The sequence below is a fragment of the Collinsella sp. HCP28S3_G2 genome, from assembly GCF_052065125.1.
GTDB lineage: Bacteria > Actinomycetota > Coriobacteriia > Coriobacteriales > Coriobacteriaceae > Collinsella.
In genome coordinates this window covers 263,654-276,387 of sequence record NZ_JBQHUO010000001.1, presented here as the reverse complement: position 1 = coordinate 276,387, position 12,734 = coordinate 263,654, and the positions used below count along the sequence as shown (strand labels likewise).

At 58.8% G+C, this 12,734-nt stretch carries 11 protein-coding genes; all 11 read right to left on the bottom strand.

Translation table 11 applies throughout. The annotated features are described in order from the left end of the window. Positions 1-2: 2 nt before the first annotated feature. On the bottom strand, positions 3-1,436 hold the full coding sequence (mltG, locus tag ACTNB2_RS01270; RefSeq protein WP_441041116.1) for an endolytic transglycosylase MltG: 1,434 nt from the start codon (positions 1,434-1,436) through the stop codon (positions 3-5). After that, entirely contained in the window at positions 1,429-1,857 is a 429-nt protein-coding gene (ruvX, locus tag ACTNB2_RS01265; protein ID WP_441041118.1) for a Holliday junction resolvase RuvX, read from the bottom strand. The genes mltG and ruvX overlap by 8 nt, the downstream gene beginning before the upstream one ends. A 17-nt stretch (positions 1,858-1,874) precedes the next feature. Next, complete coding sequence (alaS, locus tag ACTNB2_RS01260; protein WP_441041120.1) at positions 1,875-4,532, bottom strand: alanine--tRNA ligase; 2,658 nt, start codon at positions 4,530-4,532, stop codon at positions 1,875-1,877. 440 nt (positions 4,533-4,972) lie between these two features. Beyond that, positions 4,973-6,385 (bottom strand): AI-2E family transporter, encoded by a 1,413-nt coding sequence (locus tag ACTNB2_RS01255; protein WP_441041121.1) that lies wholly within the window; start codon positions 6,383-6,385, stop codon positions 4,973-4,975. After that, positions 6,382-7,173, bottom strand: coding sequence for an RNA polymerase sigma factor SigF (locus tag ACTNB2_RS01250; RefSeq protein ID WP_427717298.1), 792 nt, complete (start codon positions 7,171-7,173; stop codon positions 6,382-6,384). Before ACTNB2_RS01250 ends, ACTNB2_RS01255 begins: the two co-directional genes overlap by 4 nt. Before the next feature lies 1 nt (position 7,174). Beyond that, positions 7,175-7,552, bottom strand: coding sequence for an ATP-binding protein (locus ACTNB2_RS01245; RefSeq protein ID WP_154515503.1), 378 nt, complete (start codon positions 7,550-7,552; stop codon positions 7,175-7,177). After that, positions 7,545-8,135, bottom strand: coding sequence for a hypothetical protein (locus tag ACTNB2_RS01240; RefSeq protein ID WP_441041122.1), 591 nt, complete (start codon positions 8,133-8,135; stop codon positions 7,545-7,547). The genes ACTNB2_RS01245 and ACTNB2_RS01240 overlap by 8 nt, the downstream gene beginning before the upstream one ends. 100 nt (positions 8,136-8,235) lie before the next feature. Further along, positions 8,236-9,585 (bottom strand): replication-associated recombination protein A, encoded by a 1,350-nt coding sequence (locus ACTNB2_RS01235; protein ID WP_441041124.1) that lies wholly within the window; start codon positions 9,583-9,585, stop codon positions 8,236-8,238. Between the two features lie 60 nt (positions 9,586-9,645). Continuing rightward, positions 9,646-10,893, bottom strand: a complete 1,248-nt coding sequence (locus tag ACTNB2_RS01230) for a deoxyguanosinetriphosphate triphosphohydrolase family protein (protein WP_441041126.1) — start codon at positions 10,891-10,893, stop codon at positions 9,646-9,648. 31 nt (positions 10,894-10,924) lie between these two features. Next, complete coding sequence (locus ACTNB2_RS01225; RefSeq protein WP_441041128.1) at positions 10,925-11,347, bottom strand: prepilin peptidase; 423 nt, start codon at positions 11,345-11,347, stop codon at positions 10,925-10,927. Between the two features lie 77 nt (positions 11,348-11,424). Continuing rightward, the gene (locus ACTNB2_RS01220) at positions 11,425-12,720 is read right to left on the bottom strand and encodes a glycosyltransferase family 2 protein (protein ID WP_441041130.1); all 1,296 of its coding nucleotides are present in this window, start codon (positions 12,718-12,720) and stop codon (positions 11,425-11,427) included. Positions 12,721-12,734: the final 14 nt, after the last annotated feature.

The window sequence follows — 12,734 nt, the reverse complement described above, 5'->3', positions numbered from 1 at the left end:
GTTTAATTCCAAGACTGTTGGTGCTCTTCGTAGGTTTGCGAGAAGTACTCCTCGTCCTGCGTAATGTAGAAATACAGGTCATCGGAGTCGGTCGGCTCAAGCGTGGCCTTGAGTGCCTCGAGCGACGGGGAGCAGATGGGCGTGGGTGGCAGACCCTCGTGCTTATAGGTGTTGTACGGACTATCGCTCTGCAGGTCGTCGGCGGAAACCTCGCCACCGGTGACATACATCATGGTCGCATCGCTGTTGAGATAACGCAGACCGTCGAGCTTGCCGGCAAGGCGGTTGTAGAAGACCGAGGCGACATGTGCGCGCTGCTCGGCGTTGAGACCCTCGCGCTCAACGATGGAAGCGAGATTGATGATGTCGTAATCGGACATCTCCACGCCGTAACGCTCTTTGATCTTGGCCTCGCACCCGGCAAAATCGAGAGACTTGTACTCGGTGTTGAACTGATCGAGCATGGCGCGGATAACGTCATCGGCGCTCGGGTCCTTGCCCAGCGAATAGGTCTTGGGGAACAGAAAACCCTCGAGCGAATCGTTGGCGGCGCCCTTAAGGAAGCTATAGTCGTCCACGTAGTTGGAGGCCTTGGCCTGGTTGAGGAAGTCTTCCTTTGAGATGCTGTCGTAGGCCTGGGCCACACGGTCGGCGACTTGATCGACCGTTAGACCCTCGGGAATAGTAAGCGCATTGGAGCCCGCATTGGGGCCTTCCATGAGCTGCTGAACAACCTTGGTCGCATCCATGAATGTGGTGAACGAATAGGTACCAGGCTTGAGCGACATATCGGCATTGAGCTTTTTGACCGCAGCGTAGTAATCCTTGGGATTTTCGACGATATGGTTCTCGGAGAGGATCGAGGCGATGGTGTCGCCCGAAGCACCGTCGGGAATGGTCACCGTAACCTGCTGACCAGCCGTAACCTTCGTATCCTCACTGGCAAAGAAGCCCTTGACGGCCGGCACGACAAAGAAAGCGATCGCAGCAAGCGCGAGCACCGCCACCACAACGCCGATGATCATGGGAACCGGAGAACTCTTCTTTTGAGCACCGCGTCGAGCACGCGTGTCGTAGCTCGAGCGGGTCGCCGGAGCAACGCCATGCAAACCGCGAGCATGATGCGAATGCGATTGGGTAGCCTGCGTTCGCCGGACAGGCGCCTGCTGCTTAAAGCGGGTACCGCCTGCAGGCTGGGCCGTACGAGCAGTGGGCTGCTGAGCCGCGCGAGAAGCCGGATGCTGAACCGAACGAGCAGAAGGCTGCTGACCCGTCCGTTGAGCAGGTTGGGCCGAACGAGCGAAGGACTGCACCGGGCGCGCGCCAGGCTGAGCTGCGCGCTGCGTCGGCTGTGCCGGACGCTGGCCAGGCTGGGCAGGGCGCGACGCGGGCTGACGTGTACGATTCGGCTGGCGCGGATCGGAAGCGCTAGGCATGCGAAACCTCCTCGTTTTTACGATCGAGCCACGTCTGCAAAAACAGGCTGGCGGCAATCATGTCAATCTTGCCCCTCATCTGCTTTTCGTTGAGGCCCTGCTCGCGCAAGATACGCTTTGCCTCTCGCGAGGACAGACGCTCGTCCTCAAACTCCAACGGAAGATCGAGCTCGTCGGCGATCTTTTGTGCCACGGCGGCAACGCGCTCAGCCTGGGGGCCGGGCTCGCCGGCCATGGTCAAGGGACGTCCGCTTACCAGGATGTCGGGCTCATAGTCCTCGACCAGGTAACGGAACGTCTTGGCCATACCGGTGACCTCGGCGGCCGGAAGTACCTTGACAGGCATTGCCATCTTGCCATCACGGCTCGAGACGGCAATGCCGATCCTGGTCTCCCCTATGTCCAGCGCGAGCGTAACCACAACGACTACTTCGGTTCTTAGGCGCCCAGCGCGGTCTTAGCGGCCGCGAGGGCATCGGCGATACCGGCGGCGTTCTTGCCACCGGCCTGGGCCATGTTGGGACGGCCGCCACCGCGACCATCGACCAGGCCCGCAATCTGCTTGATCACGTTGCCGGCGTGGAAACCGGCCTTGACGGCGTCATCGGAGCCGGCGGCAAGCAGGGCCGGGGTGCCCTTCTCGGTCACGCTGGCGACGACGCAGGCAACAGGGCCAGCGACCTTCTGGTGCACGGTATCCCAGACGTTGCGCAAATCGGTTGCCTCAAGGCCCTGGAGCTCAGCGACGACGAGCTTGTAGCCATCGAGCTCGACAGCGCCGTCGATGGCACTGGAAATGGCGTCGGAGGAGCCACCGGTGAGCGCCTTCTTGAGCTTGCCGGCGGTCTCGCGCAGCTCGGCCTGCAGGTTCTCCACGCGGGCGGGAACCTCGTCGACGCGGCACTTGAGCGCAGCGGCAGCGGCGTCGACGAGTGCCAGGCGGTCGGCCATGTAGTCGAGGGCACCCTTAGAGGTCACGGCCTCGATACGGCGGACGTTGGAGCCCGTGGAGGACTCGGAAATGATCTTGAACAGACCGATCTCGGCGGTGTTGGCGGCATGGGTGCCACCGCAAAGCTCACGGGAGAACGGCTGGTCCTCGGCGCCCACGGAGACAACGCGGACAACGTCGCCGTACTTCTCGCCAAAGAGGGCGACAGCGCCGGCGGCCTTGGCCTCGTCGATGCCCATGACGCGGGTAACGACCGGCTTGGAAGCGAAGATCTGCTGGTTGACCAGGTCCTCGACAGCCTTGAGCTGCTCGGAGGACAGGGCCTCAAAGTGCGTGAAGTCAAAGCGCAGGTGCTCGGGCGTCACCAGCGAGCCGGCCTGGGAGACATGCTCGCCAAGGACCTGCTTAAGGGCGGCGTCGAGCAGGTGCGTGGCGGTGTGGTTGCGGCGCAGGAGGCCACGGCGCTCGGCGTCGAGCGCGGCGGTCACGGTGGCACTGACGGTAAGCGTACCCTCGGCAACGTGGGCGACGTGGGCATACAGGCCGTTGTGGTTCTTGGTATCGGAAACCGTCAGCGCAACGCCCTCGGCAGAAAGCTCACCGGCGTCGCCCTGCTGGCCGCCCATCTCGGCATAGAACGGGGTGCGGTCGAGCACAACCTCGACATCTTCGCCCGCAGCGGCGGACTCTACAGACTCGCCGTTGCGAACAATGGCGACAACCTTGGCGCCCTCGATGACGTCGTTGTCATAGCCGTCGAACTCGGTCGCGGCAACTTTGTCGGAAAGCTCGACCCACACGTCGTTGAAGCTGCCCCAAGCGTCGCCCTTGGCATTGGCGCGGGCGCGGGCCTTCTGGTCCTCCATGCAGGCGGTAAAGCCGTCCATGTCGACGTCGTGGCCAGCGGTGCCGGCGATCTCGACGGTCAGGTCGATGGGGAAACCAAAGGTGTCGTGCAGCTTAAAGGCAACATCGCCCGGAAGCACGGCGCCCTCGGCAAGCGCTGCCAGGGCCTCGTCCAGATAGACGCGGCCGTTATCGAGCGTCGTGGAGAAGCGCTCCTCCTCGGAGGCGACGATACCCTTGACGAGCGCGACGTTCTTGAGCAGCTCGGGATAGGCCTCGCCCATCTGAGCGTTGACCTCGTCGATGAACTTGGTCAGGAAGGCGCCCTCGATACCCAGCAGGCGACCGTGGAACACGGCGCGGCGGAGCAGGCGGCGAAGGACGTACTCGCGGCCCTCGTTACCGGGGAGGATGCCGTCCGAGATCATGAAGTCGACGGCACGGGAGTGATCGGCGATGATACGCAGCGAGCGGCTGGCACCGGAGTAATCGTCGGCGTCATAGGTCTTGCCGCTGATCTCCTCGCCAAGCTTGATAAGATGCTGCATCAGATCGCCGTCGTAGTTGGCGGTCTTGTGCTGCATGATAGCGGCCATGCGCTCCAGGCCCATGCCCGTATCGAGGTTGCGGTGCGGCAGCTCCGGCATGGAGCCGTCCTCCTGGCGGTCGTACTGGGTAAAGACGAGGTTCCAGAACTCAAGGAAGCGGTCGCAGTCGCAGCCGGGCTTGCAGTCGGGGCTGCCGCAGCCGACCTCCTCGCCCATGTCAAAGTAGATCTCGGAGCACGGACCGCAGGGGCCGGTGGGGCCGGCGGCCCAGAAGTTGTCGTCCTCGCCCAGACGCGAGATGTGATCCTCGGCAACGCCCAGAGAGCGCCACACGTCGTGGGTCTCGTCGTCCTCGGTAAAGACGGTGAAGTACAGGCGGTCGAGCGGCAGCTTGAACTCCTTGGTGATGAGCTCAAAGGCCCAGGCACAAGCCTGCTGCTTGGAGACGCCGCCAAAGGAGAAGTCGCCGAGCATCTCAAAGAAGGACAGGTGACGGCCGTCCTCGCCGATGCAGTCGATGTCGTTGGTGCGAACGCACTTCTGGCAGGAGATAGCGCCGATCTCCTTCATGGTCTTCTTGCCCTGGTAATACTCCTTAAACTGGTTCATGCCGGCGTTGGCAAGCAGCAGCGAAGGATCGTCGGGGACGAGGGACGAAGAAGAATAGAGCTTAAGACCGCGCTCCTCAAAGAAGTTGAGGAACTTAGAGCGAATCTCAGCCGTAGTCATTGACGGGTAGTCAGCACTCATAGAGGGAATCTCCTCGGTTTCACATCGAAACAGTTCAAACGTAACGATATTACCATCCCACCGCGCAAGTGCAAAAAAGAGGGCCGCCAAACAGCGACCCTCCAGCGAAAGTGCACGTTATTTAGTACTGCGCGATCCTTTGAAAAAGGACTGCTGTAGAATTACATATAAGATTCACCCGGAAGGAGCGATCGATGAAAAGCAAACGATTTGTCCTGAATGCACTTCTGGTTGTAGTACTTTTAGCGCTCTTAGCCTTCTCATGCTGGTACGCAAACCAACCATCATTTGGATACGTATTGTATACAGTAATGTCCGGCGATAAGGCTTATTACACTCTGCGCGCAATTGACGTTCTCTTTTTCTATGTAGCTGGCCCCTTATCAATCGCTTTGGTCGCGTTTCTTGTCATTTACAACTTCAAGAAACGTTAATAGAACCTATTTAGAATCCGAATCGTCCATGGAGCCGTCGATGCCGGTTTTGGTGTCGTCATCCGAGTTGGAATCGTCGTCCTTGGCGAAGGGATTCTTGAAAAAGCCCGTAGCATCGGGCTGAAGGCCCGAGAGCTTGATCCAGGGGTTATCGAGCTCGGGCCTGGGCATGGCCTGGGCCTCGGGCGCAGTCTCGTTACCGATGAGCTCGGACTCATAGATGAACGTATCGTCTCCAAGCGCATCGTAGGCGGCAACCGGGTTACCCTCGGCATCGCGATACGGCGTGCCCTTAAACACGGCGCCGTCGTATGCCACAAGCTGACGGCCGGTCTCGTTCTCAAAGTAGTAGACGAAAATGCCCTTGAGGGCCGCGCACAGCGGAATGGCGATAACCATGCCGATGGCGCCCATAAGCGCCGAACCAATAACGAGTGCCGTCAGGCTCATGATGGGATGCACCTGCACCGAGCTCTGCATGACCTTAGGCGAAATGACGTTGTCGGTGACATTTTGTGCCACCATGGTCACGACCAAGGTCCACAAAGCCAGCATCGGGCTGAACATAAAGCCGAGCACCGTAGCAATCGCCGCGCTCACCCAGGGGCCAACAACCGGGACCAAGTGCATAATGCCCGTAAAGATGGCCATGAGTGCCGCGTAGGGATGGCCAATGAGCGTAAAGCCGATAAAGGCCAGGATGCCACCGCAGATGGACGTCACGACCATGCCACGCATATAACCGCCGACCGAGCGCGAAAGAATCGCGACCATAAAGCGGTACGAGGTCTCTTTTTCCTGACCAATGATGGTGCAGACCTCGTGGTGCATGCGGGGATAGTCGCAGGCCAGCCAATAGGCAAGCACCAGACCCAGGAAGATGACGAACAGCTGCGAGGCCGTATTGGTAATGAACGGGAATACACCGCGACCAAGCTCGGCGGCAATCTGAGATACATACTTGGACGCCACGGTAACCAGCGAAGAAAGATTATCGTCCAGATACTCTTTGAGCGGCGTGTTGTTGAGCGTCTTGGCATGCGAGACCATCTCGTTGAGATCACCGCCCGCAACACGAAGCTGCTCAGGCAGGCGGCTCAAGACTTCCATGATCTGACCAAAGAGAATCGGCGACAAGATGCAAACGACGCCGACGAGCACGGCAACGACCACGATCAGCGCGATAAGCGAACCAATGCCACGGTTGACGCCGTGATGCTCGAGCCAGTTAGTAATCGGCGACATCACAAAAGCGATGATGGAACCGACAGCTAGAAACTCGATAACCGGCGCCAAGATACCCATAAGGTTAAAGATGACGGCGGCGATGACAATGCAGCCGACGACGGCCCAAATGCGAAGCGTCAGAATACGGGTATCGCGCAGCGCGCGATCGGTTTGTTGGGGGTGTTCACTCATGAACGAACCATCACTCCGTCGGGGTCGATCTTATCCTGAACCTTCTTAAGGGTACGGCGCAGCAGGCGCGAGACCTGCACCTGTGAGATGCCCAGCTTCTTGGCGATCTCGATCTGGGTCATGCCCTTTACGAAGCGCAGCTCGATAACCTCGCGCTCGCGCGGCGAGAAATCGCGGATGGCCTCCTCAATCACCAGGCGGTCATCGGTAAAGTCGAGCTCGTTGTCGTCGTCGGCGTAACGGTCGAGAATTGAAGGCGCGTCGTCAGAATCGGACGCACCGGGGGCCTCGATGGGCACCGAGGTATAGGCCGAGGACGATTCCATGGCCTCCAGCACCTCGTCAACGGTCACGTCTAGGTACTCAGCGATTTCCTCAACCTTAGGCGAGCGCTGCAGCTCGTTAGTGAGCTTGTCGGTGGCCTGGTTAACCTTGGCAGAGAGCTCCTGTAGGCGACGCGGAACGCGCACACTCCAACCCTTGTCGCGGAAGTGACGCTTGATCTCACCCAAGATGGTGGGCGTGGCAAACGTGGTGAACTCAAGTCCGCGCTCGGGGTCAAAGCGGTCGATAGCCTTGAGCAAACCCAGATAGCCGACCTGCATGAGGTCGTCGAGCGGCTCGCCGCGATTCTTAAATTTGTTGGCAAGAAACCTTACCAGGTTCATATGGGACATGACGAGCTGCTCGCGGGCGTCCGGATCACCGGTCTCTTTGTAGCGACGAAACAGCTCGCGGGTTTTCTCCTTGTCCCAAGCGGTCTTACCGCTCCGGGAACGTTCGGTCATATTAGATATCCGCCTTGAGATCGAGGGAAAGCGTCAGGGGCGCCGCAGTCTTTTCGTAGGAATCGCACACGCTTGCCAGAATGAGCTCGGCATATACGGCGGCCTGGTCATCCTCATCGACAGTCGCCTGGTCGCCAAAGGTGAAGGTCATGCCCACGTGAGACTCGTCGACATCGAATTTGATCGAGATAACGTCAGAATCAACGGCCGTGCAGCCAAAGATGAAGGCCTCCTCGGCAGCCATACGAATGTCCTCGATGCGATCGACGGACATGGAACAGAGCGCGCCGACATTAGCCGCCGTCATGCGCACCAAGCGTGCCAGACGCGGATCCCCGGCAACAGTCAGCGTGATAGAGCAAGTTGCTTCACTACTCATCGCTGGACTCCTCAGAGGTCTCGGCGGGCGTGTAGGTGTAATACCGGGCTGCTTTAGCAGCAGGCTTCTGTGCATCATCGTCACCAGCAGCGGCATCGTCCCCGGCTTCGCCAATCAGGACACGCTCGGTCGGTTGCTCGGCTTCGGCGGCAGCGGAAAGATTATGCTCGGCGTCGACCGCGGGAGCCTTCACCTTGTTAAAGAGTTTCTGAACGGCACCGGCCGCAGAGTCGGTCACACTCGACACAGCATTGCTGGCCTCGGCCATGCTGCCCGTAACCTCGGAAATGTCGCGAACCACGGCTTCGACCTCTACGAGATTGGAGGTAAGGGCGTCGACGGCGGTCTTGCTCGACTTGAGGAGCGGCTCAACCTGCGCCAGCGCGGGGGTGAGCTCATCGACGGCGCCATCGAGCTTTGCTACCACGGGCTGAGCCTCGGCGATGGTGTTGTTAAGGCCGCTCACCGTCTTGTCGAGCGAATCAACGACAGTGCGGGTCTTTCGCAGCGTGAGCGCGAGCTCGATGACAGCCCACACGCCGGCAACGGCGAGCAGCAGCAGGGCGATTTGGATGGGACTCATACAAGCCTCCCGAAGGAATCGAAATACAGACGCTGTTCATGGTACCCCAAAGGGGACCGAACATGCCAAGAGCAGCAACGTGAGACAAAATTACCAGCAGCTACTTCGGTGCATTCCCGCTACGGTCGCGCTCGCTTTGCTCTACACGCCACTCTTCCCAGCCGCGGCCGGCAGGCTGCCAAAACGCGCCGCGCTCCAGCCCCTCGGGCAAATAGCGTTGATCGACCCAGCCTTCGGGATAATCATGCGGATACTTATACACACCGTATTCGTCGCTGCCCGGGCGATGACGATCGCGTAGATAGCTCGGCACCTCGCGCAGCCCACTTGAATGAATATCGGCCAACGCCGCATCAATCGAGGCCTCACACGCGTTGGATTTTGGCGCCAAGCACACATAGAGTGCAGCCTGAGCCAGGTTAATGCGGCACTCGGGATAACCGATGACCTCGGCAGACTTAAACGCGGCATGCGCCACCAATAGCGCCTGCGGGTCGGCGTTGCCAACATCCTCAGAAGCCTGAATCATAATACGGCGAGCGATAAACTTAGGATCCTCCCCCGCATCGATCATGCGCGCGAGCCAATAGATCGTGGCATCGGGGTCGCTGCCGCGCATAGACTTAATAAACGCGCTGATGATGTCGTAGTGCATGTCGCCGTTTTTGTCATACGAAAAACCACGGCGCGGATTGGCAATCTTTACGTCATCCACGGTAATGGAATAACGCTCCCCCGCCGCCGGCGCTGGCGTTCCCTCGGTATCGGGACGCGTGACGGCAATCTCGCTCGCAAGCTCGAGCGTCGTGAGTGCCGAGCGAGCGTCACCCGCAGCCAGCGCGCAGATGGTCTTAACCGTATCCTCATCGGCCGAGAACTTGCCGTTCAAACCCTGCGGCGCCTCGAGCGCACGCTCGATAAGCGTGGCGATATCCTCGTCCTTTAAATGTTCAAGTTCCACCACGCGACCGCGCGAGAGCAACGCCGAGTTGACCTCGAAGTACGGATTCTCCGTCGTGGCGCCAATCATAATGACGGTACGGTTCTCAACCGCATGCAGCAGGGCATCCTGCTGCGACTTGGAGAAGCGGTGAATCTCGTCGATGAAAAGAATGGTGCGACGGTCGTACGTATTCAGGCGCGTCTTGGCCTCGTCAATCACGCGGCGCAGGTCCTTCACAGTGCCCGTCACGGCGCTGACCTCGACAAACTCGCTCTTGGTATGGTTGGCGATAATGTGGGCCAGCGTCGTCTTGCCCGTACCGGCCGGCCCATACAGAATCACACTCGACAGCACGTCATGCTCAATCGCGGCACGCAACCACGAGCCCTTACCGACGGCCTTTTGCTGGCCCACGTACTCGTCGAGCGAATTGGGCCGCATGCGCACCGCAAGCGGCGCATTCTGAAAGGAACGCTCACGCGTCGAAGCAGAAAAAAGGTCGTCCATAGCCATCCCGTGCATCAATCAAAAACGTTTTCCATGAACAGTATACCGAATATATACGAACTACCGTTCGTTAATATAGGTACGGTGCGGAAACATCAATCCCGGGAACAGCTTGCTCGTGAGCTCGCAGAAATAACCGTCCGTCATGCTCGCAATGTAATCCACGACCGTCTGGTCCTTATCGTCCTGCCATGCATAGGTGCGATCGTAGTAGGAAAGCTGCTGCTCAATGCGAGAAATATGGTGCTTAAAGATATACGAGGACTCGTCGCCTTCGTTTATGTCCCGCAGGCAACGGTCATAGAGCTTTTCGAAGGCCTCGCGCAGCTCCGCTTCGGAGTCGCCTTCTATGCCGCCCTTGCTATAGATCTTCTCGTAGTTCTCGCGCTTGGCCCGGCGGATCTCCTCAAACAGGTCCTCGCTCATCTCGATGCGCGGCTTGCCATAGCTGTGCTCGACGATATCGATAGAGGCATGCGTAAGGATCCAGCTGTTGTATGCACCGCCCAGGTCATCGTCAAAGGCGTCGGGTGACAGCAGGCCCGCCGCAATGGCGTCTTGGCGATCGCGCCCAACGTAGGCAAGGATATCCGAGATGCGAACCACGCAGCCCTCGAGCGTCATGGGGCGCAGGTGCTCAATTGCGCTATAACCCGTGGCAATGCATTCCTCGACGGTTCGGTCGAACTGGTTAAAGGAACCCATGTCCGAAAGCTCAAAAACACGCTGTTCGTACTCGCCGTTGTGGCACAGTACGCCATCGAGCGTCTGGAGCGACACGTTGCGGCCGTACAGCGCGTCGAGCACGCGAACGGATTGTACGTTATGGAAAAAATAACGCCCCGTGCGCTCGTGATAGATATCGTTGAGGAAACGCTCACCGGCATGGCCAAAAGGCGTGTGGCCCAAGTCGTGGCCTAAGCCAATCGCCTCGATCAGATCGCAGTTGAGGCCCAGAGCACGCCCGATATCGCGAGCGATGCGCGAGACAAGCTGCACGTGTAGGCCGCGGCGCGACAGATCGTCGTTGCTGCGAAAACTGAAGACCTGCGTTTTGCCTGCATAACGTGTGTATGCTGGCAGATGAAGAATCTTTTCGATATCGCGCATAAAGGCCGGACGCATAAGCGTGCCCTCGTCTGCGGCCCGATCGACACGGCGGATGGCCTGGTCGTCACCGTATCGATAGGGATTAACGACACCCGAGGCGCGGTCGGCGGCAATGCGCTCGACCAGCTCGGGCGACAACGCCGCGGGAATGCGATCCAGGCGCGCCTTGATGGCGGCTGTCTGTTGATTGATTGCCATGGCATGCTCCTTAAAAAGGGCGCGCAAACGGTTACAGCGTACTACCCACGAACTCGATTATGGCAAATATTGGCACCAAAAACGGCAGCAAAGGCAGCGAGCGCGATTTTACGATGAGACAGGCAGCGGCAAGGGTCAGGAGCGCAACCGCAAACGCGACGACGCCGCCCAGGGGATCGAAGGTGCAAAGGGCAAAGAGCGCCTTGGCATCCCCCATGCCAATGCCGGGGGCATGGCGAAGGCGACGCCAGAGTGACTCAGTAAGCACAAGGGCAAGGTAGACGATGACCGCAAGACCGGCGTGGTCAAGCGCCATGTTAACGCCCTTGTCGAGCCAGACGCCTGCAAACGCCGCCACCGCACACGCGCCGGCAAGCTCATTGGGAAACCGCCGCTCGCGGGCATCAATCGCCGCGCCGGCAAAGATGCAAATCCAAAACGGGATATAGAACATCGAAACCCCTCAACTGAGCGCTCAAACGTAAAACCACCGCAAAGGTTCTATCCCCTTTGTGGTGGTTTTGATGGTGGTTATTTGGCGCCCTGCATGACTTCGTCGAGGGTAACGCTTACGGCGTGCTGCGTCGGCACCCAGTCGACCTTCAAGAACAGCGCTGCCACCGTAATGGGGATATAGCTGAACATAAAGATCGGGAAGGTAAACAGGTTGGTTACCAGACGCCACTTTTGCGCGCAGTGAATATGCTTGTATTCAAAGATAGTCGTGAGCAGCGCCAGGATAAAGAAAGTCTGATACATCATAGCGAAGGTCATAATGAGCGAAGCGGCACACGCCTGCATCTCGACTTCGGTAGCCAAGAAACCGTGCGAAAGGCCGCCCACGATGAGAAACGTCGCATTAGCGAGCATCGAGATCAGAGAGAGCAGCATGCCCGGTGCGATCGTCATAAACATGTCGTAGGCGGCAAAGCGATGATAGCGGAAGGTCGATTTGACCAGGTGCTTACCGTACGTAAAGAACACCTGGTAGAAGCCCTTGGTCCAACGCATACGCTGTTTCCAGGATGCCTTAAACGTCACGGGCTGTTCGTCAAAGAACTCCGCCGGCGCATAGCCAATGCGAATGCCGTGAATGGCACAGAACGTGGTGAACTGAATATCCTCGGTCAGCGTGTGGAACTGCCAGCCGTGCATACCCTCGATAACGCTGGCGGAGATGAGGTAGCCCGAACCCGAAACGGCGCAAGACGTCTTACAGATGTTGCGCGCGTTGTTGAGAAAGCGCGCCTCGCGCAGGTACCACGTGGCATTAGCTGCCGAGATCCACGAGCTGCCAAAGTTCTTGGAATTGCGATAGCTCGTAACAACATGGAAGCCCTGGTCAAAAGCATCGTTCATCTTGGACACGTAATCGCGGGCGATAACGTTATCGGCATCGAAGATAAAGTAGCCTTCAAACGTATCGGGATACTCGTTAAGGATGCGGTCGAAGCCATAGTCCATGACCCAGCTCTTGCCTTTACGGGCCAAGTCATTGCGCTCATAGACGACGGCGCCCGCCTCGCGCGCGAGCTGCGCCGTGTTGTCGGTGCAGGCATCGGCGACCACGAAGACCTCGATAAGCTCGGACGGATAATCTTGGTCCTTAATGGAGCGCACGAGGTTGGCGATCACGGCCTCCTCGTTATGCGCCGCGATAAAGAAGGCATAACGATGGAGCTTCTTGGCCTTGGGAGGCGCGACCTCACCACGAAGAGCACCGATGACAAAGAAGACCACCTGGTACAGAAAACAGACCGTAAGCAGCGTGACGACAATCTGGTTGAAGACCACGATAGGTGTGTTGGTTTGTAAAAAGGCGAGCATGCAGGCTCCCAGGA